Origin of the sequence: Paraburkholderia sp. BR10923 (assembly GCF_040948765.1) — a bacterium.
Classification (GTDB): domain Bacteria; phylum Pseudomonadota; class Gammaproteobacteria; order Burkholderiales; family Burkholderiaceae; genus Paraburkholderia; species Paraburkholderia youngii.
In genome coordinates this window covers 299,114-321,737 of sequence record NZ_JBFPKO010000001.1, presented here as the reverse complement: position 1 = coordinate 321,737, position 22,624 = coordinate 299,114, and the positions used below count along the sequence as shown (strand labels likewise).

Annotated in this window: 21 protein-coding genes and 1 riboswitch; of the genes, 11 read left to right on the top strand and 10 right to left on the bottom strand. The window is 65.1% G+C overall.

All coding sequences use genetic code 11. From position 1 onward, the window contains the following. Positions 1-23 precede the first annotated feature (23 nt). The gene (locus tag AB3X94_RS01470) at positions 24-824 is read right to left on the bottom strand and encodes a DUF4397 domain-containing protein (RefSeq protein ID WP_368610643.1); all 801 of its coding nucleotides are present in this window, start codon (positions 822-824) and stop codon (positions 24-26) included. Positions 825-1,132: 308 nt separating this feature from the next. Between AB3X94_RS01470 and AB3X94_RS01465 the strand changes: the two genes are divergently transcribed. Continuing rightward, positions 1,133-3,175 carry an FAD-dependent oxidoreductase gene (locus AB3X94_RS01465; protein ID WP_368610642.1) on the top strand — a complete coding sequence of 681 codons (2,043 nt, stop codon included), beginning with the start codon at positions 1,133-1,135 and terminating at the stop codon, positions 3,173-3,175. Between the two features lie 35 nt (positions 3,176-3,210). Here the strand turns inward: AB3X94_RS01465 and AB3X94_RS01460 are convergent, their stop codons facing one another. The 6 genes from AB3X94_RS01460 to AB3X94_RS01435 form a co-directional block, all read right to left on the bottom strand. Beyond that, positions 3,211-4,140 (bottom strand): EamA family transporter, encoded by a 930-nt coding sequence (locus AB3X94_RS01460; protein WP_176368056.1) that lies wholly within the window; start codon positions 4,138-4,140, stop codon positions 3,211-3,213. A gap of 435 nt (positions 4,141-4,575) precedes the next feature. Next, a complete protein-coding gene (locus tag AB3X94_RS01455) occupies positions 4,576-4,824 on the bottom strand; it encodes a pentapeptide MXKDX repeat protein (protein WP_176108122.1) in 249 nt (82 codons plus the stop codon). 93 nt (positions 4,825-4,917) lie between these two features. After that, positions 4,918-5,721: a molybdopterin-dependent oxidoreductase gene (locus AB3X94_RS01450; protein ID WP_176108121.1), complete on the bottom strand. Its 804-nt coding sequence runs from the start codon at positions 5,719-5,721 to the stop codon at positions 4,918-4,920. Between the two features lie 75 nt (positions 5,722-5,796). After that, positions 5,797-6,447: a cytochrome b/b6 domain-containing protein gene (locus tag AB3X94_RS01445; protein ID WP_368610641.1), complete on the bottom strand. Its 651-nt coding sequence runs from the start codon at positions 6,445-6,447 to the stop codon at positions 5,797-5,799. Positions 6,448-6,496: 49 nt separating this feature from the next. Continuing rightward, a complete protein-coding gene (locus tag AB3X94_RS01440) occupies positions 6,497-7,360 on the bottom strand; it encodes a DUF1223 domain-containing protein (RefSeq protein ID WP_368610640.1) in 864 nt (287 codons plus the stop codon). A gap of 108 nt (positions 7,361-7,468) precedes the next feature. Beyond that, positions 7,469-7,927: a hypothetical protein gene (locus AB3X94_RS01435; RefSeq protein ID WP_368610639.1), complete on the bottom strand. Its 459-nt coding sequence runs from the start codon at positions 7,925-7,927 to the stop codon at positions 7,469-7,471. Between the two features lie 589 nt (positions 7,928-8,516). Between AB3X94_RS01435 and AB3X94_RS01430 the strand changes: the two genes are divergently transcribed. The 6 genes from AB3X94_RS01430 to AB3X94_RS01405 all read left to right on the top strand — a co-directional run bounded on the left by AB3X94_RS01430 (position 8,517) and on the right by AB3X94_RS01405 (position 15,325). Continuing rightward, the gene (locus AB3X94_RS01430; protein WP_368610638.1) at positions 8,517-8,921 is read left to right on the top strand and encodes a GreA/GreB family elongation factor; all 405 of its coding nucleotides are present in this window, start codon (positions 8,517-8,519) and stop codon (positions 8,919-8,921) included. A 141-nt stretch (positions 8,922-9,062) separates the two neighbouring features. Beyond that, a riboswitch (TPP riboswitch) is annotated at positions 9,063-9,180 on the top strand. 88 nt (positions 9,181-9,268) lie between these two features. Then, complete coding sequence (gene thiC / locus AB3X94_RS01425) at positions 9,269-11,200, top strand: phosphomethylpyrimidine synthase ThiC (protein ID WP_176136876.1); 1,932 nt, start codon at positions 9,269-9,271, stop codon at positions 11,198-11,200. A gap of 150 nt (positions 11,201-11,350) precedes the next feature. Beyond that, positions 11,351-11,575: a glycine zipper 2TM domain-containing protein gene (locus tag AB3X94_RS01420; RefSeq protein WP_176108115.1), complete on the top strand. Its 225-nt coding sequence runs from the start codon at positions 11,351-11,353 to the stop codon at positions 11,573-11,575. A gap of 244 nt (positions 11,576-11,819) precedes the next feature. After that, positions 11,820-12,287 carry a hypothetical protein gene (locus tag AB3X94_RS01415; protein WP_368610637.1) on the top strand — a complete coding sequence of 156 codons (468 nt, stop codon included), beginning with the start codon at positions 11,820-11,822 and terminating at the stop codon, positions 12,285-12,287. Between the two features lie 218 nt (positions 12,288-12,505). Continuing rightward, positions 12,506-14,104, top strand: a complete 1,599-nt coding sequence (locus AB3X94_RS01410; protein ID WP_368610636.1) for an L-lactate permease — start codon at positions 12,506-12,508, stop codon at positions 14,102-14,104. Positions 14,105-14,395: 291 nt separating this feature from the next. Further along, the gene (locus AB3X94_RS01405) at positions 14,396-15,325 is read left to right on the top strand and encodes a DMT family transporter (protein ID WP_368591823.1); all 930 of its coding nucleotides are present in this window, start codon (positions 14,396-14,398) and stop codon (positions 15,323-15,325) included. 83 nt (positions 15,326-15,408) lie between these two features. Here the strand turns inward: AB3X94_RS01405 and bamC are convergent, their stop codons facing one another. Further along, the gene (bamC, locus tag AB3X94_RS01400; protein WP_176108111.1) at positions 15,409-16,638 is read right to left on the bottom strand and encodes an outer membrane protein assembly factor BamC; all 1,230 of its coding nucleotides are present in this window, start codon (positions 16,636-16,638) and stop codon (positions 15,409-15,411) included. A 398-nt stretch (positions 16,639-17,036) separates the two neighbouring features. Here bamC and AB3X94_RS01395 point away from each other — a divergent pair, with 398 nt between their 5' ends. Both AB3X94_RS01395 and AB3X94_RS01390 read left to right on the top strand, forming a co-directional pair. Next, entirely contained in the window at positions 17,037-17,501 is a 465-nt protein-coding gene (locus AB3X94_RS01395) for a DUF2844 domain-containing protein (protein WP_368610635.1), read from the top strand. Between the two features lie 70 nt (positions 17,502-17,571). Continuing rightward, on the top strand, positions 17,572-18,825 hold the full coding sequence (locus AB3X94_RS01390) for a DUF3443 domain-containing protein (RefSeq protein WP_176108109.1): 1,254 nt from the start codon (positions 17,572-17,574) through the stop codon (positions 18,823-18,825). Positions 18,826-18,875: 50 nt separating this feature from the next. Here the strand turns inward: AB3X94_RS01390 and AB3X94_RS01385 are convergent, their stop codons facing one another. Next, positions 18,876-19,319: a hypothetical protein gene (locus AB3X94_RS01385; RefSeq protein WP_176108108.1), complete on the bottom strand. Its 444-nt coding sequence runs from the start codon at positions 19,317-19,319 to the stop codon at positions 18,876-18,878. A gap of 145 nt (positions 19,320-19,464) precedes the next feature. Here AB3X94_RS01385 and AB3X94_RS01380 point away from each other — a divergent pair, with 145 nt between their 5' ends. After that, positions 19,465-20,082 (top strand): cadmium resistance transporter, encoded by a 618-nt coding sequence (locus tag AB3X94_RS01380; RefSeq protein ID WP_368610634.1) that lies wholly within the window; start codon positions 19,465-19,467, stop codon positions 20,080-20,082. Between the two features lie 44 nt (positions 20,083-20,126). On the opposite strand, the gene AB3X94_RS01375 is transcribed toward AB3X94_RS01380, so the two are convergent. Then, on the bottom strand, positions 20,127-20,459 hold the full coding sequence (locus tag AB3X94_RS01375) for a hypothetical protein (protein ID WP_368610633.1): 333 nt from the start codon (positions 20,457-20,459) through the stop codon (positions 20,127-20,129). Between the two features lie 330 nt (positions 20,460-20,789). On the opposite strand from AB3X94_RS01375, the gene leuA reads away from it, so the two are divergent. Continuing rightward, positions 20,790-22,496: a 2-isopropylmalate synthase gene (gene leuA / locus AB3X94_RS01370; protein WP_368610632.1), complete on the top strand. Its 1,707-nt coding sequence runs from the start codon at positions 20,790-20,792 to the stop codon at positions 22,494-22,496. The last annotated feature ends 128 nt before the right edge of the window (positions 22,497-22,624 follow it).

Here is a 22,624-nt window from a genome sequence, read left to right as displayed (position 1 = left end):
CATCCGGTGATCGGCGGCCCTCGTCATTGCCCGGTCAACGTATTCGACAGTTCCACGCTCGGCGTGCTCGTATTGCCGTTCTGTACGATCAGCAGATGAATCTGCCCAAGCGCCAGTTGGCTCAACACGCCCGCGATCGGCACCGAGGTGATCAGCCAGTCGGCGTTGTTCGCCAGCGAGAACGAGTTCGACTGGAAGATCGGCGTCTTGCTGCCGGCCACCGTCGCGATCAGCACGTACTGGCCACCCGACACGTAGATCGAATCCTGGCCGCTCGCCGGCACCGCGTTCTTGAACGACACGCCGGCGAGCGTCGGCGACACGTTGGTGATGCTGGTGGCGGTGGCCTGCACGAGGTAGAGGTCGAGGTCCGGCGCGTTCGCCGACGCGTTGAAGCCGCGCACGCGCGCGTCGTTGGTCAGCAGGCCCTTGTCAAACGGATCGTCGATCAGGCCGATGTCGGGCGCCGACAGACCTGGCAACGCGAGCACCGTGTACACGTGGCCCTTCGCGACATCGGGGAAGCTGCCGCTCGCGAGCGCGTTCTTCGTGCCGGTCGCCGCATACGCGACGGTCGTCGGGCCCGTGTCGATATTGGTGAGGTTGGTCACGCCTTTATACGAGATGTTGGTCTGTCCGGAAGGCGCGCTGCCATTGACAAGGAAGTCGACCGCGGGGCCACCCGGAAGCGCGTGAACGAAATGGATCTCGGGATTGGTCAACCCCAGCGTCTTGCCCACATCGCTGCCATCACCACCGCCGCCGCACGCGCTCAGTACCGCCGCGGCCGCAACGACCGCCACCATGATTCGGATAATTTTCATTGTGTTCACCTGTCTCGATATAGGGCTTGACGCTCAGCGCCCATTGATACGCGGGCGGCCGCGGGAAGCCTCGCGGTCGCCCTCCTCCCATCCGTGCCGCACGGCGCGCTGGTTTTGTCGGTGGCGCGTCCGTGTCGATGGACGCTCAAAATCAGCAATGGGTGTGCCGTGCCCCAAATAGCTGGCCTGAGACAACCGACCCAGGTCTTGCGAATCAATGGATTGCTGCGATTTAGAATTTTTCCTCGGCGGTCTGGTCCGGCGCGCGGTGTATCGTTCGTGCGGCCCCCCACTTACACGGTCCCTGCATGTCTTACCAACACTTACTCGCCGATCTCGACCTAGGCTTCACACGTCTGTCCAACCGCGTCGTGATGGGCTCGATGCACACGGGCATGGAAGACCGCTTCTGGCATTACCCGCAACTGGCCGCGTACTTCCGCGAGCGCGCGAAAGGCGGCGTCGGCCTGATCATCACGGGCGGCATTTCGCCGAATCGCGAGGGCTGGCTGCTGCCGTTCGGCGGCACGCTCAACTCGGTGTTCGATCTGCGCAATCACCGGCTCGTGACCGAGGCCGTGCACGCGGAGGGCGGCAAGATCGCGCTGCAGATCCTGCATGCGGGCCGTTATGGCTATCAGCCGTTCGCAGTATCGGCGTCGGCGTTGAAATCGCCGATCTCGAAGTTCAAGCCGCGCGCGCTGACGCTCGCCGGCATCGACCGAACCGTGCGCGACTACGCGCGCTGCGCGCGGCTCGCGCAACGCGCGGGCTACGACGGCGTCGAGATCATGGGCAGCGAAGGCTATTTGCTGAACCAGTTCATGTGCCCGCGCACGAACCGGCGCACCGATCGATACGGCGGCAGCATCGAGAATCGCATGCGGCTCGCCTGTGAGATCGTCGAGCGGGTGCGTGCCGAATGCGGCGAGCGCTTCATCGTCGTGTACCGGCTGTCGCTGATCGATCTGGTCGAGGGCGGCAATACGTGGGAGGAAACCGTGCAGGTCGCGCAGGCGCTCGAAGCGGCCGGCGTGACGATCTTCAACACCGGCATCGGCTGGCACGAGGCGCGCGTGCCGACCATCGTGACCTCGGTGCCGCGCGCGGCGTTCGCCTCGCTGACCGCGCGCCTGAAGGCATCCGTCAACGTGCCGGTGATCGCGTCGAATCGTATCAACACGCCCGAGGTGGCTGAAGCGCTGATCGCCGACGGCACCGCGGATCTCGTGTCGATGGCGCGGCCGCTGCTCGCCGATCCCGACTTCGTGCTGAAGACCGCCGAGGACCGCGCGCACGAAATCAACACCTGCATCGCGTGCAATCAGGCCTGCCTCGATCACACGTTCAGGAATCAGCGCGCGAGCTGCCTCGTCAATCCTCGCGCGGGACGCGAAACCGAGCTCGTCTACCGGCCGCTAGCGAGCGTGCGACAGGCGCGCTCGATCGCGGTGGTCGGCGCAGGGCCGGCCGGGCTATCGGCCGCGACGGTGGCGGCCTCGCGCGGGCATCGCGTGACGCTGTTCGAGGCCAGCGACACGCTCGGCGGCCAGTTCAATCTCGCGATGCGCGTGCCGGGCAAGGAAGAGTTCAGCGAAACGATCCGCTACTTCCGCAGCCAGTTGCAACGCCATCGCGTCGAGGTGCGGCTCGGCACGCGCGTCGATGCCGCGCTGCTCGCCGCGGGCGCCTACGACGACGTGATCGTCGCGACCGGCATCGTGCCGCGGCGGCCGGCGATTGCCGGCATCGACGGGCCCAACGTGCTGTCGTATGTGGACGTGCTGCGCGGTGCGCCGGTCGGCGCGCGCGTCGCGGTGATCGGCGCGGGCGGCATCGGCTTCGACGTCAGCGAGTTTTTGCTGCATCGCGCGGGGGAGCCGCTGCCGGTGCCGCGCGATACGTGGCTCGACGAATGGGGCGTCGACCTCGCGGTGCGCGAGCGCGGCGGCCTGAAGCCACCCGTTGCCGCGCAACCGGCGCGGCAGATCTGGCTATTGCAGCGCAAGGCCGGCAAGCTCGGCGCGGGGCTCGGCAAGACGTCGGGCTGGGTGCATCGCGCGGCGCTCGCGAGGAACGGCGTGCAGATGCTAGGCGGTGTCGAGTATCGGGAGATCAGCGCGCGCGGTCTGAGGATCGCGCGAGACGGTGCCGACGAATGGCTCGACGTCGATACGATCGTCGTGTGCGCGGGGCAGGAGTCGTTGCGCGAGCTAATGCCGTCGACCGTCGATGGCAAGCACGGCAGCGGCGGCCCGCGTTTTCATGTGATCGGCGGCGCGAAGCTCGCCACCGAGCTCGATGCGAAGCGCGCGATCCGCGAGGGCGCAGAGCTGGCGGCGGCGCTTTGACAACGGCGGCGCGGTTCGACGAGAACCGACCGCGCTCAGGCGCTGCCCTTCTTCTGGTAATCGAACCAGAACGACAAACCGACGCTGCTCAGGATCACGATCGTCGCGATCACCGTCGAGCGTGTGACCGGCTCGCCGAGCAGCAGCGCACCCAATGCAACCGCGACGATCGGATTCACGTACATGCAGCTGCTCGCGATGATCGGGCTCGTGTGGCGAATCAGATAACCGTACGCGACGAACGCGGCCATCGTGCCGATCAGCATCAGATACAGGAACGCGACGAGCGGCAGGAAATGCAGCTCGAGCATCCGCTCGCCCGCCGCCCACGCGACCAGCGTCGAGATCGCGCCGCCGAGGCCGATCTGCAGCGAGGTCGATAGAAACAGGTCCGACGGCAGCTTCAACACCCCGGCCAGATGCGCGCCGCCGGCCCAGAACAGGGCGCCGCACAGAATCGCGAGACTGCCTCCCACCGAGCCCGGCGTGCTGTCGCCGTGACTCAGAATCACGATGCCGGCGAGCCCGAGCCCGACCGCGAACCATTCGCCGCGGCCGATCTTCTGTCCGGCGACGGCCGCGATCACGGTCGCGAACAGCGGCACGGTCGCGACCATCACGGCCGCGGTGCCGGTGCCGACCGTGCGCATGCCGTACGCGAGCATGCCGCTCGACAGACCCACCAGCATCGTGCCGACGAGGCCCGCGTTGCGAATTTCGGCGACGCTCGGCCAGACCGGCTTGCGGCGCGCGGCGAACACGAACAGACCGATGCCGGCGAACAGGTTGCGCAAGCCCGACATCAGCAGCGGCGGGAACGAGCCGAGCGCGACGTGCACGGCGAGATAGGTCGAGCCCCACACCAGATAAACGACGGCAAGCGCGAGCGCGACCCTCCCTTTGCGCGACTGCGGCAGACGCAGCGGCCAGCCAGACGGAGAAAAAACCGAGCGTTGCAGCGACATGCGTTCAGCCCGCCGTCGCCACTCGACCCGCGCGCTGCGCTCGATGCCCGCGAGGCGCCGCGCCTGCGTCGATGCCTTTCGGACGGGATGGCGGGCACCGCATCGGCGATGCGGTCTGACGGGTGAGGCTGGCGGACATGTCGGTGGAACAGTAAGACGATGGGCGGCGCAGGAAGCGCCAGAAACGGCTGTGGCGGCGGAATCGGTCAAAACGACCCCATGCAACGCGGCCGCGATGCGCGGCGACGCCGCGGGCGAAAGCCACGGCGCGCAACGCATTATGCAGTAAGCGCCGAGTGCGCCGCGCGACAGAATCGTAACTTTTTGGTGTTCCCGCAACAGAAAAGCCGGGGACGCATCCCCGGCTTGCATTCGGTGTCGAATCCGTTCGATGCTCCGCGCATCGGCAGGATCGCTAAGCACCCTGGCGCCGACTCAGTTGCCCATCGCGCCCGACGCCTCGTGCTTCATGCCCATCGCGCCGCCGCCCTTTTTCATCGAATCGTGTTTCATTGCGTCCTTTTTCATGCTGTCCTTCGACATGCTGTCTTTGGACATCGAATCTTTCGACATCGCGTCTTTCGACATCGCATCGTTCGACATCGCGCCGCTTGCCTGCGCGAATGCGGCGCCGCCGCTTGCCAGCATCAGCAGTGCGATCGTGGTGATTGCAATCTTCTTCATGGGATGACTCCGTTGGTGGTGGATGAATCGAAACCGGCCCGTGCCGGCGTGCTTCCGAAGCCGCTGCCGCAACCGCGCGTGCGCCCGCATGCGTCAGGAGCCTCCGAACCAGTTGTAGCCCTGGTCGACCCAATAGCCGCCGGGATACGTATTGGTGACGAATATCTCGACGATGTGCTTCGGATTCTTGTAGCCGAGCTTGGTCGGCATGCGCAGCTTCATCGGGTAGCCGTATTTCGCGGGTAGTCGCTCGCCGTCGTAAGAAAACGTCAGCAGCGTTTGCGGATGTAATGCGGTCGGCATGTCGATGCTTTCGTAGTAGTCGTCCGCGCATTTGAAGCCGACGTACTTCGCCGTCGTATCCGCGCCGACACGCCGCAGAAAATCGCCGAAGGGCGTGCCGCCCCAGCGGCCGATCGCGCTCCAGCCTTCGACGCAGATATGCCGCGTGATCTGCTCGGCATGCGGCAGCGCGTACAGTTCGGGCAGCGTCCACACGCGCTTGCCGGTCACGAGCCCGCTCAGCTTCAGCTGATAATCGGAGCCGTCGACGTGCGGCACGTCGTCGATGCCGTAGTACGCGTTGAAGGGAAACGGTCGCGTGATCTGCGCTTCCGTGTAGGTCGGCGCGAGCTGCTTGGGGTCGAACAGCGCGGCCTGGGCGCGATCGTTCAGCCGCGACACGGCGGTGAGGAAGCGGTTCACGGAAGCGTCGTCGGTCAGCGAGCAGCCGCTCAGCATCGATAGACCGCCGAGCGTCAATAGCTGCTTGCCGAACAGGCGGCGCGACGGCATCGCGAGTTCGCGCTTCACATCGAGCAGGATCGATGCGCGGTCGAGCGTGTGGCCAACACGCTGCGTGGGTTGGTCTGCTGGTTTGTCGATCGGCTTGTTCATGATTCGGTATCCATAGGGGGTTCGGGTGGCGCGTCGATGAGCGTGAATATCGGGATGGCCGTGAGCAGCCGCGGCTCAACGTCCGCGCAGCATCGCGAGCAACGACCGCGGCACGAGCGCGACCATCGCCAGATGCACCGCAAGAAACGCGGCCAGCAGCGACATCGCGATGAAGTGCACGACGCGTGCGTTGTCGTAGCCGCCCATCAGGTCACGCAGCAGCGGAAACTGCACCGACTTCCAGATCGCGAGCCCCGAGAGCACCAGCACGATCAGATCGGCGATCGCGAACAGGTAGGCGAATTTCTGCACCGCGTTATAGACGCGCAGATCGTCGTGCGACAGCTTCCCGCGCAACGCGGCGATGAAATCGCGCAGCACCGCGCGCGGCGTCAGCGGCAGGAACTTGCGCAGGAAACGCCCGCTCGCGAGATTCAGCGCGATATACACGAGGCCGTTGAACACCAGCAGCCACATCGCCGCGAAGTGCCATTGCAGCGCGCCGCCGAGCCAGCCGCCCAGCGTGATCGCGGTCGGAAAGCTGAACGCCGTGAAGATCGGCGACGCGTCGTAGATGCGCCAGCCCGACAGCATCATCACGATCGCCGCGAGCGCGTTCAGCCAATGCGTGATGCGCAGCCACAGCGGGTGAATGACGCCGCGCTTGGGTGCGGCTGGCGCGGAGGGCGCGCCGGGGCGCAAGGCGTGCGGTGTGGGTGTGGACATGGCGGCTCTCCTCGGGCAGCGGTAGAGAATGCGGCGCGTGCGATGTCGATCAACGGCACGCGGGAAGATCGGCCGCTTGCAGCACATCGCCGCTCGCGTCGTTTTCGACGAACGCGACCACGCCGAAGCGGTCGGCGGCGTTGTCGATCGGATCGGCTTTCGCGTCGACGCTCGCTTCGCGTAGAGCGATGTCCTGACGAATCCGCGCGTGACCGGCGACGAGTGGCACGGGCCCGAACCAGGCACGGACGACCCGTTCGTGATGCAGCGTCGCGCCGCGGTTTTCGCCCGCGCCGACCTGCGTCGTCAGCGCGTTCTCGTAGACCGCAACATAGGCGCTCGACGGACCCGTGATGGCGGCTGCCGTCGTGCTGAACTGCGCATCGACATCGAACGCGCCGGGCGCACGCGGGCTCAGCGCGAGCGCGACATTGGCCTGCGCGGGTGCGGCGACGAGCTCGTCGATGCGGCGCTCGAAACTGTCGCGTTGCGACCAGTCGCGCAACTCGCGGCCCGCGACGAACACTTCCGGCGTATAGATCGTGTGCGCGCCCGCGAGATGCGTCAGCGTCTCCTGACGTTCGGTGAAGCGATGCTGGGAAAACCGGTCGCTCCAGCCGAGGCTGTTCCAGTAGTCGACGTGCAGTGCGAGCGGCACGATGCCGTGGGCGACGCCGTTGCTTTTCCATTGACCGAGCCAACGGTCGGCGGGCGGGCAGCTATCGCAGCCCTCGCTGCTGTACAGCTCGACGAGCGCTAACCGGTGCGCGGGGCTGTGCGTCGCGCATAGGGGCCCGGCCGCATCGGCCGCACGGATGCCCGAAGCGCTCAGCACAACGAGCGCGAGGCCGGCGGCGGCCCTGGAAAAAGTCGCAAAGCGCTGAAGTAGCGAGCGATTGTGCGCGGTCGACATGACGTGCTCCGATCGTAATCTGCACGTTTGTCGAACCGCGCGGCCGGTTATGACAAGCCTCTTTTAATTTTTTTCCGGCATGGGTAGCGAGCCAAGGCTCGCCGCGACTCAGTCGTAACTGACCACTACCGTCACGCGCGTGTCCGTATCGGTGCGCCGCGCGTTCAGCGACAGCACCCCGCCCGTGCGATCGACCGCGTAGTGGCCGTCGCGGGCCAGCACGCCGTGCCCGGCGCCATCGACGAAACGCGCTGCCACCCGATCGCGCGACTGCGTACCGCCGTTCACTTCGAGCGCGACATCGGCCCCGCTGACGACGCCCGGCGGCGCGCTGAACGTCACCGTGCGCGAGAAGCGCTGACCGGCCACGCTCGCGCTATCGACGGCGATGCCAGTGGGCGCCGTATCCGCGCTGATCTGCAGCGGCGGTGCGACGATCATCCCCACGAACCGGATCACGCCGCCCGTCACCGCCGATGCCGCCGGCGCCGCCAGCGGCGCGGCAAGCAATGCCACCACCGCGGCTGTGCGACCGAACGTTCGCCACCGCATTGTTTCCGCTTTCATGTGCACCTCTCTGTCAATCGGCGCGAATCGCGTCGCGCCATTCTCGCGCCATCCCGCGAATCGCTTCGCTGGAGTGCGGCCTTCGCTGCACTTTGTTTAACGGCAATCCTTTGACTGGCTTGAACGCAATGCGGATCAGGTCGCTTTCTTCTGGCACCGCACAAAGACGGCCGATCGACGGAGCGCGATGTCGCCAACGGAAGTGCCCGAGACAGCGTGCTAACATCAAGCTTTCGTCGCTGGTGTCGCGGGCTTCACGTTTTGCTGCGCGGCAACCTGCCGTTCGCTATTCCCATCACCTGGTCGTTTTGCCCGTGACTTCGCTGCGTCGTCCGACTTTCCGTGCTCTCGCCCGCTTGCGCCCATGCCGCGCAGGCGGCTGCGCGCGCGCGGGCGTCGCGCCGCACGGCACCGGCGAGACGTCCCGAATGCTCCCGCTTCACGCCGCCCGGCGCCCTCGCTGACGTAGCCTGCCGATATCCGGGGGCCGCGTCGCCGGGCTCCGGGCTTTCCCATTCGCACTCATCCGCCGACCACCCGCATGGGATCGTCGCACGCGGCCATCCTTCACCGCCTTATCGGAGTCCTGATGATGAAGAAGATCAAAACCTGCTATCTGACCGAACTCGACGTGACCCGCCTCGAGAAACATGCGGCCGCCAACGCCAAGCTGCAGCACATGCTCGACGACGTGCTCGAACGTGCGGTAATCGTCGACTCGCACGACATCCCGGCCGACGTCGTCACGATGAACTCGCAAGCAACGCTGATCGATTCGGCGAGCGGCGAACAAATGACGTGGACCGTCGTCTATCCGCCCAACGCCGATTTCGCGCAAGGGCGGCTGAACGTATTCTCGCCGGCTGGCCTCGCGCTGCTCGGCGCGCGCCGCGGCGAGAGCATCAGCTTTACGCCACCCAGCGGCGATCAGCAAGTGCTCAAGATCGACAAAATTCTGTATCAGCCCGAAGCCGCCGACGATTTTTCGCTGTAAGCCGGCTGTTCAATTGCTGTAAATTGCCCTGTCTGATGCGGTCTCGAAATTAGCATAGGAGATGTCTGGATTCATCTGGACCAGTTTTTTGAATCACTCAGACAGGTTGCCAAACCGCGGGCGGGCGGTGTATCGTGTGCGCTGCTAACGCGGGGGTCCTGCGTAGCGCGGAGCTGGAGGTCCGTGTTGCGTGGGTGAGAAATACCCTTTGAACCTGATCTGGATAATGCCAGCGCAGGGAAGCGTACGGATCTCGCACCAGCCTCAACAGCGTCACCTCTTAGCGATTTCCGACCACTTCCATCTCAGTCTCCTGCTTAGCCGCCCCACTTTGTACGGAGACTTACATGAACGCCAATCCGAAGTTTATTTCCGCCGAAGCCCATGTGGACGAGGCCGCCGTCGCGCCGCTGCCGAATTCGCGCAAGGTCTACGTGACCGGCTCGCGCCCCGACATCCGCGTGCCGATGCGCGAAATCTCGCAGGCAGACACGCCCGACAGCTTCGGCGGCGAAAAGAATCCGCCGATCTACGTGTACGACACGTCGGGCCCCTACTCCGACCCGGACGCGAAGATCGACATCCGCGCGGGTCTGCCCGCGCTGCGTCAGGCGTGGATCGAGGAGCGCGGCGACACCGAGCCGCTGACCGGTCTGTCGAGCAGCTTCAGCCGCGAGCGCGCCGCCGATCCGGCCACCGCGCAGCTGCGTTTCCCGGGCCTGCATCGCACGCCGCGCCGCGCGATCGCCGGCAAGAACGTGACGCAGATGCACTACGCGAAGCAAGGCATCATCACGCCGGAAATGGAATACATCGCGATTCGCGAGAACCAGCGTCGTGCCGAGTATCTGGAGACCTTGAAGGCGAGCGGCCCGAACGGCGCGAAGCTCGCCGCGATGATGGGCCGCCAGCACCCCGGCCAGGCATTCGGCGCGAGCGCGTTCGGTCCGAACGGTCTCAGCGAAATCACCGCGGAATTCGTGCGCGAGGAAATCGCGCGCGGCCGCGCGATCATCCCGAACAACATCAATCATCCGGAGAGCGAGCCGATGATCATCGGCCGCAACTTCCTCGTGAAGGTCAATGCGAACATCGGCAACTCGGCGGTGACCTCCTCCATCGGCGAGGAAGTCGACAAGATGACGTGGGCGATCCGCTGGGGCGGCGACACGGTGATGGATCTGTCGACCGGCAAGCACATTCATGAAACGCGCGAATGGATCATCCGCAACAGCCCGGTGCCGATCGGCACGGTGCCGATCTACCAGGCGCTCGAAAAGGTCAACGGCAAGGCCGAAGATCTGACGTGGGAAATCTTCCGCGACACCCTCATTGAACAGGCTGAGCAGGGCGTCGACTACTTCACGATCCACGCGGGCGTGCGTCTGCAATACGTGCCGCTCACCGCGAACCGGATGACCGGCATCGTGTCGCGCGGCGGCTCGATCATGGCGAAGTGGTGTCTCGCGCATCACAAGGAAAGCTTCCTGTACGAGCACTTCGAAGAGATCTGCGAAATCATGAAGGCCTACGACGTGGCCTTCTCGCTCGGCGACGGCCTGCGTCCCGGCTCGATCTACGACGCGAACGACGAAGCGCAACTGGGCGAGCTGAAGACGCTCGGCGAGCTCACGCAGATCGCATGGAAGCACGACGTGCAGGTGATGATCGAAGGTCCGGGCCATGTGCCGATGCAGCTGATCAAGGAGAACATGGACCTGCAGCTCGACTGGTGCGACGAAGCGCCGTTCTACACGCTCGGGCCGCTGACCACCGACATCGCGCCGGGCTACGACCACATCACGTCGGGCATCGGCGCCGCGATGATCGGCTGGTTCGGCACCGCGATGCTGTGCTACGTGACGCCGAAGGAACACCTCGGTCTGCCGAACAAGGACGACGTGAAGACCGGCATCATCACGTACAAGCTCGCGGCGCACGCAGCGGACCTCGCGAAGGGTCATCCGGGCGCGCAGGTACGCGACAACGCGCTGTCGAAGGCACGCTTCGAATTCCGCTGGGAAGACCAGTTCAATCTCGGTCTCGACCCGGACAAGGCGCGCGAATTCCACGACGAGACGCTGCCGAAGGATTCGGCCAAGGTCGCGCATTTCTGCTCGATGTGCGGCCCGCACTTCTGCTCGATGAAGATCACCCAGGACGTGCGCGAGTTCGCCGCGCAACAGGGCGTCAGCGATAACGAAGCGCTGCAGAAAGGCATGGAAGTCAAGTCGATCGAATTCATGAAGCAAGGCGCGGAGATTTATCAGCGGCAATAAGCGGCTTGCGCGACGCGCGCGCGACCTAGCGCCCTGCAGTATCGAAGCCCGCCGGCATGGCGGGCTTTTTTTATTCCGCCGCGTCGAGCAGGCACGTTGTGTGCTGACAGAAAGAAACAACTACTTCCAACAACGAAGGGAGTCAGCATCATGAAATCGATCCGTCAACTCGGTACTCGTCTTGGCACGGTCGCAGTCGCGCTTGCGCTCGTCGCGGGTGTGGCGGCATGCGGCGACATGTCCCCACGCACACGCGATACCGCGATCGGCGCGGGTGTCGGCGGCGCGGCCGGCGCGGCGATCGGCGGCAGCGGCTTGTCGACGTTGGGCGGCGCGGCCGTGGGCGGTGTCATCGGTAACCAGATCGGCAAGTGAGCGGCAAGCGAGCGTTGCGTCCGATGATGCGTCTGACGATTCATACAGGACAGCCAACCATTTATTCCGACCACGCACTGGACTGACGAGGGCCGCGAATGCGGTGCGCCCTCGTCCCGACAGCGCGCGTGGAAATAGACTGAAATATGCGGTTGCGGTTTTGCCACAGCGCTGCCGCGGCAGAAGCGTAAGCTCCTCATAACGACGTCGCGCGAGGCGGCATCGGTTCATCGAGGAGCGCGTTATGAAGTCCCGCGTCGTCACCCATCTTCGCGCGGTGCGCCTCTCGACGCCACGCGAGGCATCCAGTTTTTCCGCAAGGTTCGCGCGGCCCGCCGCCGCGATTTCCGCGCTCGCCTCCAGTCTGTTTTTAGCCGGCTGCTATTACCCCGTCGGCTACTATCCCGCGGGCTATTACACGTCGTACTATTCGACCGCGCCCGCGACCACACCGGACCAAACCGCACCGGCCACCGATCCACAGCAGACACCTCAAGCCCAGGCGCAAATGCAGGTCGCGCCGCAGGACATGCCGCCCGGTTATGCAACCGCCGCGCCCGTGTATGTGGCGCCGCCGGTGTATCCCGCCTACTATCCGCCGCCCGCTTATCCTTATCCCGCCTATTACGGCTATCCCGCCTACTATGGACCGTCGATTGCGATCGGCATTGGTGGCTACTGGGGGGGCCATTGGGGCGGCCATTGGCATTGACCTGTCTTTCGTTCGCCCGCCACCGCGCACACCCGCCCGTACTTTCCCGGCTTGACTCGCCGATATGGCGCTCTATTCTTGAAAGGTTGCACGCAGCACCCGCTTAAATCAGGCGCCGCCGCTTGGTCGAGGCCACTCGCGAGCGTCCGCCGTGCCAGAGCGACGCGCCGTCATGCGCAATCTCCCGCGTCGAATTACACAATAACGAAGGAGAGGTGATGTTTCATCAACTGCTCACTCCAGTCGGTAATTCGCTTGTTGCGTCGTTTATCGTCGCCGCGCTGCCGATCATCGTCGTGCTCGCGCTGCTCGGCTGGGCGCGCAGGCCAGCGTGGCAGGCGTCGCTCGCGGGATTGATCGTCGGTTTGATCGTAGCGATTTTCGTCTGGCAGTTTCCGCTCGGGCTCGCGTTCAACTCGGTCGCGGCCGGCGTCGTCTTTGCGATCTGGCCAGTGATGTGGATCGTGTTCACCGCGATCCTGCTGTACAACATCGCGCAGCGCTCGGGACGCTTCGAGGCCTTCCGCCTGTGGATGATCGACAACCTGCCGAACGACCGGCGCATTGTGCTCGTCGTGGTCGGCTTTTCGTTCGGCGCGCTGCTCGAGGGCATTTCGGGCTTCGGCACTCCGGTCGCGATCACGAGCTCACTCTTGATCATGCTCGGCTTTCCAACGCTCGAAGCGCTGGTCTTCACGCTGATCTTCAATACCGCGCCGGTCGCGTTCGGCGCGCTCGGCGTGCCGATCACGGTCCTCGGCGCGGTCACGCATTTGCCGTCCGATGTGCTCGGCAAGATGGTCGGGCGGCAATTGCCGTTCTTTGCAGTCCTGCTGCCCTTCTATGTGATCGGCGTGTACGCGGGCTTTCGCAACATGCTGCGGATCTGGCCGGTGCTGCTGGTGTCGGGCCTGAGCTTCGCGCTGACCCAGTTCGTCGTCTCGAACTTCGTGAACTACAGCCTGACCGACGTGCTGTCTTCGCTGGTTTCGCTGATCCTGACCGTGGCGTTCCTGCGGGTCTGGAAGCCCGTCGCCGATCCGAAATTTGCGATCAACGTCGATCGCATCAACGAGGTGCGCGGCAAAATCGGCGGCGTGCAGGGCTGGTATCCGTGGATCATCGTGTCGGTTGTCGTGATCGTCTGGACGGTCGCGAGGATCTTCACGATCGGCGACGTCAAGGTATCGTGGCCGGGTCTCGACAAGGCCGTGTTCATCACGCTGTACAACACGCCGTACGGCGCGATCTGGGACTTCCAGCCGCTTGCGACCGGCACCGCGATCCTCGTCGCGGCGCTCATCACCGCGTTCGTCGTGCGGCTCTCCCCCGCCGAGTTCGGCAAGGCGATCTCCGACACGTGGGTGCAAACGCGCATCGCGATTCTGACCGTGGCGACGATCGTCGGCCTCGCGTATCTGATGAACTACTCGGGCCTCAACTACACGCTCGGCCTCGGAGTCGCGTCGGTCGGGCCGGTGTTTCCGCTCGTGTCGGCATTCCTTGGATGGGTCGCGGTGTTCCTGTCGGGCAGCGATACGTCGGGCAATGCGCTGTTCGGCAATCTGCAGGTGGTGGCGGCCAAGCAGCTCAATCTGAATCCGGTGCTGATGGCGGCGACCAACTCGTCGGGCGGCGTGATGGGCAAGATGATCTCGCCGCAGAACATTTCGACCGGCGTCGCGACCACCGAGTTGAAGGGCAAGGAAGGCGTCGTGTTCGCCAAGACCTTCAAACATTCGATTCTGCTCACGGTGCTGCTCGGCGTGCTCGTGTGGGCGCAGCAGAACTTCCTGCAATGGATGATTCCGCACTGAGCTCGCGCCGCTGACGGCGCAACGCAGTTCACATTGTTTCGGACGGCGCCCGCGCATCGCAGGCGCCGTTTGCAATTCCGTCCCCGCTACCGCTCCGCCGCATCGCAATTTTTCTCACATATCGGTGAGAATTGCTCGTTTGGCGCGCACCCTCGCGGCGTTTACGATCGACCTACCCGGACGCGGCCGTCTCCCGGATCTTGCCGTTTCATCCCGCATTGAAACGAATCGCGCGATCGCACTGTTAGGATGAGCTGGCGTCTCGACTCAACTGCGCGCGGCGCCATTCCAATGAAAGCCAGAAACCTTCTGCAACTGCTGATCCTCGCCGCCCTGTGGGGCGCATCGTTCCTGTTCATCCGCGTCGGCGTGACCGACTTCGGCGTCGCGCCGCTGATGGCGCTGCGCGTCGGCATCGGCGCCCTCTTTCTCGCGATCGTGCTGATCGCGCGACGGCCGCTGCAACAGTCCGCCACGGTGTTGCGCACGCATGCGTTGCCGCTGCTCGTTGTCGGCATCCTCAATTCGGCGGCGCCATTCTGCCTGTTCGCGTATGCCGAGTTGACGCTGTCGGCGGGCGTCACGTCGGTGATCAATGCGTGCGCGCCGCTGTGGGGCGCGCTGGTCGGCTTTCTGTGGCTGCGCGACCGGCTCAGCGCGCTGCGCACGCTCGGCCTCGTGGTCGGCTTTCTCGGCGTGCTGATGCTCGTGTGGGACCAGATCGCGGCGCCGGACGGCTCGGCGGCCTCGCCGCTCACCGTCGCACTTGCGGCCGGCGCCGCGCTCGGTGCCACGCTGCTCTATGGCATCGCCGCCAATTACACGAAGCGTCACCTGACTGGCGTCGACGCGCTCAGCGTCGCGACCGGCACGATGATCGGCGCGACGATCGTATTGCTGCCGCTCGCGGTGATCTACTGGCCCGCCGCGCCGATCTCGCTGCGCGCGTGGGGCGCGGTGATCGCGCTCGGCGTCGCCTGCACCGGCATCGCGTACATGCTGTTCTTCCATCTGATCGCGGTCGCCGGGCCGACACGCGCGATCACCGTGACCTTCGTGATTCCGATCTTCGGCATTCTGTGGGGCGCGCTGTTTCTGGGCGAGACGGTGTCGCCCGGCATGCTTGAGGGGTGCGCGGTGATTCTGGTCGGCACCGCGTTGGCGACCGGCGTGATCAAGCGGCTGCCGTGGGTGGGCACCCGGCGGCGCGCGGATACCTGAGGGCGCGGTCGAAAAAAAACCGCCTGGATTGCTCCGGGCGGTTTTTTCGTCGAACCGGCGGCGTTGGCCGCGAGGCTCTCGTATCAGCGCAGCTGATAGGCCATCAGGCTCATGATCTGCTTGGCCTGCGAGCTTTCGTCGACTTGCCCCTTGTCGTCGACCACGGCCACGCGGGTCTGATTCGGGGTCACCGCGCGCACGTTCACGCGATACTCCTTGGCGACCTTCTCCTTCCGGCCGTGGAAGACCTGGCTCCAGAAGCCCTGCTCGGCCGACGACATATCCTTCGGATCGACGTAGCGCACGAAATACAGGCCGCGGCTCACGTCGCGGTCGTCGACCGTGAAATTGCTGCGATCGAGCGCGAGGCCTACGCGCAGCCACGCACGGTCATACGGCTCGCCGAGCGTGAGTTCGGTCGATGACAGCTGCGCCGACGTATTGTTGGCCGAATCCACGTCCGGCGTCGACGGCTGTGCCGCCAGCGCGACGTTCTGCGCGACAACGGCGGCCGTCGCCGACTTCGCACCCGCCGTCGCCGCGTTCGGCGCGATCTGCGTGCCCGCAGGCGACAGCTCGGCGTTCTGCGTGCCACCCGCACCCGATTCAGCCCGCGCGAGCGAGGCCATCAGGCGCTTCAGATATTCCTGCTCGAGCGCCGGGTCGTTCGGCTTGGGTTGCCACTGGGTCGACTCGTTGTTCGTACCGGTGATCGCCTCACGCATGCCTTTCTGGCTGACGAACACGTAGGTGCCGCCCTTCGGCGCGGCTTCGAGACGCGTGCGGAACTTGTTGCGCTCCGAGCTCACGTAGCTGTTGCCCATCGCCTTCGACAGCGTGTTGCGGATAAAGCCGTCGTTGATCTGCGCGTGGGTTTCGTTCCAGTCGGTTTCCATCACGCCCTTGTCGCGCTGGTCGACGACGAGCAGGAAGCCCTGCTCCTGCCAGAAGCGGCGGATTTGCGGCCAGGCCTGATCGGGCGTTTTGTTGTCGATCACGAGCCAGCTTTCGGTGCCGTCGCGCTGGATGTGGATGCCCTGGACGGGCGGCACGACCGCAACCGCATCGCCGGCCGGCGCCTGCGCCTGCACCTGTTTCAGCGTGGACAGCGAGGTTTCGCCGCCCTGCGGCGGCAGCGAACGCTGATCGGCCGTCTCGTCGATCATGTTCGGCGGTACGGCAAGCGATACCTGCTTCGAACGGGAGTCGCTCCTATAGTCGATTTTGGTCGGCGACGAGGTACCGCAGCCGGCGACCAGCCCGCCTGCCATGAGCATTACTGCAAACCGCTTGGTGAGACGAAAATCAGTCATGTTCGGGGAATCCTTCCGCTACGCCACGGCAAGTTTCCGTGGATCAACCCAACATTTTACCGGTCCCGGCGAGGCGTGTGCAAAAACTGGGGTTTGCCCGGGACTCGCCGATGCCATGGCGACGCAACGGCCTCGGGAAAAAAGGCCGCGCCCGTCACGCTATTTGCCCTCTTATGAGGTAAATTTAACACTCAATGACACTTTCGAGTTGACCCTTGGGAGTATTCCCAAGTCTTCGCCGGAGGCCCGCCGAATAAGGGCTTCCGGTCTGCATGCGGCTTGTTTTTCAACATGGCGTGCGGTCCTGTCCGCCGCAATGTGCAAAGACCAGAAGAAAACCGGTGCTACGTTAATCGAGTTATCTCAATAAAAATCCGGCACCAAACGAGGAAGGCCTCATGTCCAAGTGCAGTCTCCATCCATCCGCGATCGCCTCGGTGATCGCCGTCGTCGCGTGCTGCGCGAGCTTCGGCGCGCATGCCGAATTGGGCGGCACGATGCCGAGCCAGGCGGTGGTGGGCGCGAGCGCGCCGCGCACGCTGCTCAATGGCGCACTGCGCGAGCGCACGTGGACCGACGCCGGCAATACCACCATCAACGAATACGCGACCAGCACCGGCCTGATCGTCGCCTACGCATGGCAAGGCCCGACGATGCCGGATCTGCACGCGCTGCTCGGCAAATACGGCGACTCGTACAAGACCGGCGCCGCGGCGGCGGCCGGCAGCGGCAATCTGCATTCGTCGCGGGTCGCGCGCTCCGACGTGATCGTCGAGTCCGGCGGACCGATGCGTGGCTACGTCGGCCGCGCGTGGCTGCCGGCGGCTTTGCCCGCCGGCGTCACCTCGGACGACATCCAGTGACGCGCGCGCCCCGCACGCGTCGGTCGCGCCCCCTTTCACGCCTGAGTTCCACCAGACGGACCGCCACGCCATGAAATCCGCCTTGCGTTTCCATGCCCTGCTTATGATCGTCTGCGCGGCCCTGGTCGGCTGCGGCGGCGGAGGCGGCAGTTCGTCCGGCTCGTCCGGCTCCGGCTCGACGCCGTCCGCGAGCGCGCCGACCAGTTCCGCGAGCGCGCCGACTCCCAGCGCGAACGTGCCGCAATCGACCACGCCCAACGTGCAGCCGGTCACGGTCGGCGTATCGCCCGGCAATACGCGCAACATGCTGATGACGAGCGTCACCGTCTGCCAGGCCGGCACCGGCAACTGTGCGACGATCGACGACATCCAGGTGGACACCGGCTCGAACGGCCTGCGCATCCTCGCATCGGCGCTGCCGACCACCCTGTCGCTGCCGACCATCGCCGCGGGCAGCGGCGTAAGCGCCGAATGTGCGGTATTCGGCAGCGGCTACGCGTGGGGCTCGATTCACACCGCGGACGTACGCATGGCTGGCCAACAGGCGTCATCGATTCCGATCCAACTGATCGCCGACAGCGCGCTGCCCGGCGCACCCGCCGACTGCGCGAACTCCGGCGGCGCGTCGCTGCTGACCGTATCGAGCCTGCACGCGAATGGCATCCTCGGCGTGGGCCTGTTCCCGGTCGACTGCGGCAACGGCTGCGCGAACTCCGCGTTGCCGCGCTGGTACTACAGCTGCACGACGAGCGGCTGCAGCCCGACCGCGCAGCCGCTCGCGCAGCAGGTGACCAATCCGGTCAGCAGCTTCCCGCTCGATAACAACGGCGTCGTGATCGACCTGCCAGCCGTCGCCGATGCGGGCGCGGCGAGCGTGTCAGGCTCGCTGATCTTCGGCATCGGCACCCAGTCGAACAATATGCTCACGGGCACGAACGTTCTGAGGGCGAACTCGGCGACCGGTTACGTGACGACGAACACGGGCGGCCTGACCTATGCGGTGAGCTATCTCGACAGCGGCTCGAACGGCCTCTTCTTCCACTCGACGCAGTTCCCGTTGTGCGGCTTCTGGTACTGCCCGACTTCGACGCAGTCGGCAAGCGCGTCGATCAGCGGCATCGATGGCGTGTCGAGCACGGTTTCGTTCGACATCGCCAATTCGAACACGCTGTTCTCGTCGTCGAACAACGCGTTCGATAATCTCGCCGGCAATTCGAGTCTGGGTTTCGGCTGGGGCTTGCCGTTCTTTTACGGCAAACGCATTTACACGGCGATTGCGACGCGCAATACGTCGGCCGGCCAGGGACCGTATTACGCGTTCTGAGGGTTGCCTGGGTTGGATGCGCAGCGACGGTGCGGCACGCGGCTGCGAACTCAGCCCGCCGCGCTGGCCGGTTGTGCTGCCGGCGTGGCCAGCTGCGGCGGCGCGAGCCAGCGGAATACGTCGAGCTGTTCGCCGTGGAATGTGCACTCGGCGGCCGCCGGCGTGCGGACTCTCGACGGCTGGGCCGGCTTCGCGGCCACCTTGGCCTCGGAGGCCGCTTGCGACGCCGATGCCGTGAGCGGCGCGGAAGCCGCGGTCGCGGACGCGCTCACCGCATGCTCGATGGTCCCCTCCACCACGACCCGCGAGCCGCGAATCGCGGCCCCGCGATGCGTGACCCGCAGCCGATCCGACGACATCCCCGACGACGGCTCGGCCAGCTTGCTGCGCATCAATTGTTCACAGGCGCTCGAGTTGCGGGTGACGATGGTGCAGGCCGGCAGCAGCGCCGCGGCGCTCGCGAGACAGGCGACAGAGAGAAGGCGAATCTTCATCGATATTCCGTTGTTCGAGGTCCCGGCCATTGTAGCCGCTTGACCTTGACGCGGCGCATCGGCATCGTGTTGGCCGGCCGCCCGGTTGCCCACATGGCGCGGCGAATTCCAAGCGACTCCCTCCGGTAACGACTCCGGCTTCTTCATGCTCAGCCTCGTCCTGCTCGCAATCGTCGCCTATGCCGCGACCAATATCGACAACCTGTTCGTCCTGCTCGGCTTTCTGGCCGAAGCGGGCGCAAAACGGCGTCGCGTGGTCGCGGGACAGTACGCGGGATCATTGATCCTCGTCGCCGCGGCGCTCGTGCTCGCGGCCTTGCTCACGCGCCTGCCGGCCGGGTATGTCGGCCTGCTCGGCTTGCTGCCGATCGTCGTGGGACTACACAAGGCGTGGCAGCGCTTCGGTTCTGGCCACGCACTGAATAGGGATAGCGAGGACGGCCGTACAAGCGCTCCGCCATCCATTCGCGGCTCATCGAGCTGGACCGTCGCGAGCGTCGCCATCGCCAACGGCTCGGACAACCTCGCCGTCTACGTGCCGCTGTACGCCAGTCATACACCCGCCGAGAACGCGCTGGTTTCGCTCGTGTTCATCGTGATGATCGGGCTGTGGTGCGCGGGCGCGGCATGGCTCGTCGATCATCCGTTGCTCGGCGGGCCGATCCGGCGGTACGGCTCGGCGGTGCTGCCGCTGATCCTGTTCGCGATAGGCGTATCGGTGTTGTTGAACAGCGATACGCTGCGGCTTTTGTCCGGCGGGTGAGCAACGCGGGGCTCGGTCGAAACACTGTCCAGGCGTCGACGAAGTCAATTTGCCGGCCGCAGCGGTTGCACGTAAGTACGCACGCCGGCCAGCGGCGCGCCATAGCCGCCCGCGCTCGGGTTGTTCGGCAAGCCGTTGACCAGTTGCGCGCGAGGATCGGTCGGATTCAGATTCAACTCGCCCGCCTGCTGGTTGCCGTGCGTCGGATACTCGCTGCCGAGCGCCGCATGTGGCATCAGGCGCGTGCTGTTCTGCGGCGCGTGCATGTCGTTCTGCGCGCTGAGCCCCTGCGCGCCGGCCTGCCCGACGAACCCGCACGCCAACGCCGCGCACGCGCCGATCCTTGCGACAGCGGATATCCACGCTACTCGTTTCATGTTCGCCTCCTGCTCAGTGAATTGACGATGCCTCGTGAGCTCACCCGTGAATCGAACGCGGCACGAGCACACTGCGTGCCCTTGACGCAATCTCAATAATATGTTCCCATTGCGCACTATGTACCGCGCCCAGACCACCCTATCGCTACTACTAGCCCGCTCTACCGGGCTAGGTCTGCTGCTGCGCGCGTCCGCTTCTCTCTGATACACCGAAGCATCGCTTGAATCCCCAGTAACTGACCCAGCCCCGGTTTCCGACCGGCGGCCCAGTATCGCGTTTTCGTCGTCCGGTCGACACCCGTTCCACGGTCTCTCCCTCGGATGATGAAAATGTTGAAAAACCCCGCTACCAAGTACCGTTCGTTCAAGCCGATCAATTTGACGGATCGCCAGTGGCCGTCGCGCACCATCACGCGCGCGCCGATCTGGATGAGCACCGACCTGCGTGACGGCAACCAGGCGCTGTTCGAGCCGATGAACGCCGAGCGCAAGATGCGCATGTTCAAGACGCTGGTGCAGATCGGCTTCAAGGAAATCGAAGTCGGGTTTCCGTCAGCCTCGCAGACCGATTTCGACTTCGTGCGCGAGCTGATCGAGGGTAGCCATATTCCCGACGACGTGACGATCGAAGTGCTCACGCAGGCGCGCGACGATCTGATCGAGCGTACGTTCGAATCGTTGCGCGGCGCCCCGCGCGCGATCGTCCACCTGTACAACGCGACTGCGCCGGACTTCCGCAAGATTGTGTTCGGCCTCGAAAAGAGCGGCGTGATCGAACTCGCGCAGAAGGCCGCGCGCACGGTGAAGCGCCTCGCCGACACGCAGCCGGAAACGCACTTCACGCTGCAATACAGCCCGGAAGTGTTCAGCGGCACCGAACTCGAATTCGCGAAGGAAGTTTGCGACGCGGTGTTCGACATCTGGCAACCGACGCCCGAGCATAAGGCGATCGTCAATCTGCCGGCCACCGTCGAAATGGCCACGCCGAACGTCTACGCGGACCAGATCGAATGGATGCACCGCAATCTCGCACGCCGCGATTCGCTGATCGTCTCCGTCCATCCGCATAACGACCGTGGTACGGCCGTCGCCGCCGCGGAGCTCGCCGTGATGGCGGGCGCGGATCGCGTCGAAGGCTGCCTGTTCGGCAACGGCGAGCGCACCGGCAACGTCGATCTCGTCACGCTCGCGTTGAATTTGTACACGCAAGGCGTCGATCCCGAGCTCGATTTCTCGAACATCAACGAAGTCGCGCGCACGGCCGAGGAATGCACGCAGTTGCCGATCCATCCGCGTCACCCGTATGTCGGCGATCTCGTCTTCACCGCGTTCTCGGGCTCGCACCAGGACGCGATCAAGAAGGGCTTCGCCGCGCAGAAGCCGGACGCGATCTGGGAAGTGCCGTACATGCCGATCGATCCGAGCGACCTCGGCCGCACCTACGACTCCGTGATTCGCGTGAACAGCCAGTCGGGCAAGGGCGGCATCGCATATCTGCTCGAGCAGAGCTACGGCGTTGTGTTGCCGCGCCGCCTGCAGGTGGACTTCAGCTCGGCCGTGCAGCGCTTCACCGACACCAGCGGCCAGGAAGTCACGCCCGCGCAGATCTGGGAACTGTTCCAGCAGGAATACGTGCGCACGGCCGAGCCGGTCCGCTACATCGGCCACAGCCTGTCCGAGCATGACGGCCGCGAGCACATCAAGCTCAACGTCGAAATCGACGGCACGCCGCGCGTGCTGACGGGCGCAGGCAACGGCCCGCTCGACGCGCTGATGCACGCGTTCGACGTGCCCGTGCGCATCCAGCACTACGAGGAACGCGCGCTCACGCAGGGCGCCGATGCGCGCGCGATCGCGATCGCCGAAATGGCGGGCGCCGATGTGGCCGGCAGCGCGTTCGGCGTCGGTGTCGATGCGAACCTGATCACCGCGTCGATTCGCGCGGTGATCAGCGGCGTGAACCGCGCGTATGCACGCGTGAACGCGGATGCACAGGAGCGTTTCTTCGACGCCGCGCTGAGCGACGCGACGGTGTGAGTCCTGAGTCTGCCGCGTTGAACGCGCGTCCCGCCACATGTTCAACGGGCTGATGGCAATGAAGAAGGGGTGTCTCGACGACACCCCTTTTTTTTCGTGAATTTGTCCGCGTCACCGCAGGCCGAGAT

Coding starts and splice junctions, on each gene's coding strand:
- AB3X94_RS01470 (WP_368610643.1), bottom strand. CDS start 824: ATGAAAATTATCCGAATCATGGTGGCGGTCGTTGCGGCCGCGGCGGTA.
- AB3X94_RS01465 (WP_368610642.1), top strand. CDS start 1,133: ATGTCTTACCAACACTTACTCGCCGATCTCGACCTAGGCTTCACACGT.
- AB3X94_RS01460 (WP_176368056.1), bottom strand. CDS start 4,140: ATGTCGCTGCAACGCTCGGTTTTTTCTCCGTCTGGCTGGCCGCTGCGT.
- AB3X94_RS01455 (WP_176108122.1), bottom strand. CDS start 4,824: ATGAAGAAGATTGCAATCACCACGATCGCACTGCTGATGCTGGCAAGC.
- AB3X94_RS01450 (WP_176108121.1), bottom strand. CDS start 5,721: ATGAACAAGCCGATCGACAAACCAGCAGACCAACCCACGCAGCGTGTT.
- AB3X94_RS01445 (WP_368610641.1), bottom strand. CDS start 6,447: ATGTCCACACCCACACCGCACGCCTTGCGCCCCGGCGCGCCCTCCGCG.
- AB3X94_RS01440 (WP_368610640.1), bottom strand. CDS start 7,360: ATGTCGACCGCGCACAATCGCTCGCTACTTCAGCGCTTTGCGACTTTT.
- AB3X94_RS01435 (WP_368610639.1), bottom strand. CDS start 7,927: ATGAAAGCGGAAACAATGCGGTGGCGAACGTTCGGTCGCACAGCCGCG.
- AB3X94_RS01430 (WP_368610638.1), top strand. CDS start 8,517: ATGATGAAGAAGATCAAAACCTGCTATCTGACCGAACTCGACGTGACC.
- thiC (WP_176136876.1), top strand. CDS start 9,269: ATGAACGCCAATCCGAAGTTTATTTCCGCCGAAGCCCATGTGGACGAG.
- AB3X94_RS01420 (WP_176108115.1), top strand. CDS start 11,351: ATGAAATCGATCCGTCAACTCGGTACTCGTCTTGGCACGGTCGCAGTC.
- AB3X94_RS01415 (WP_368610637.1), top strand. CDS start 11,820: ATGAAGTCCCGCGTCGTCACCCATCTTCGCGCGGTGCGCCTCTCGACG.
- AB3X94_RS01410 (WP_368610636.1), top strand. CDS start 12,506: ATGTTTCATCAACTGCTCACTCCAGTCGGTAATTCGCTTGTTGCGTCG.
- AB3X94_RS01405 (WP_368591823.1), top strand. CDS start 14,396: ATGAAAGCCAGAAACCTTCTGCAACTGCTGATCCTCGCCGCCCTGTGG.
- bamC (WP_176108111.1), bottom strand. CDS start 16,638: ATGACTGATTTTCGTCTCACCAAGCGGTTTGCAGTAATGCTCATGGCA.
- AB3X94_RS01395 (WP_368610635.1), top strand. CDS start 17,037: ATGTCCAAGTGCAGTCTCCATCCATCCGCGATCGCCTCGGTGATCGCC.
- AB3X94_RS01390 (WP_176108109.1), top strand. CDS start 17,572: ATGAAATCCGCCTTGCGTTTCCATGCCCTGCTTATGATCGTCTGCGCG.
- AB3X94_RS01385 (WP_176108108.1), bottom strand. CDS start 19,319: ATGAAGATTCGCCTTCTCTCTGTCGCCTGTCTCGCGAGCGCCGCGGCG.
- AB3X94_RS01380 (WP_368610634.1), top strand. CDS start 19,465: ATGCTCAGCCTCGTCCTGCTCGCAATCGTCGCCTATGCCGCGACCAAT.
- AB3X94_RS01375 (WP_368610633.1), bottom strand. CDS start 20,459: ATGAAACGAGTAGCGTGGATATCCGCTGTCGCAAGGATCGGCGCGTGC.
- leuA (WP_368610632.1), top strand. CDS start 20,790: ATGTTGAAAAACCCCGCTACCAAGTACCGTTCGTTCAAGCCGATCAAT.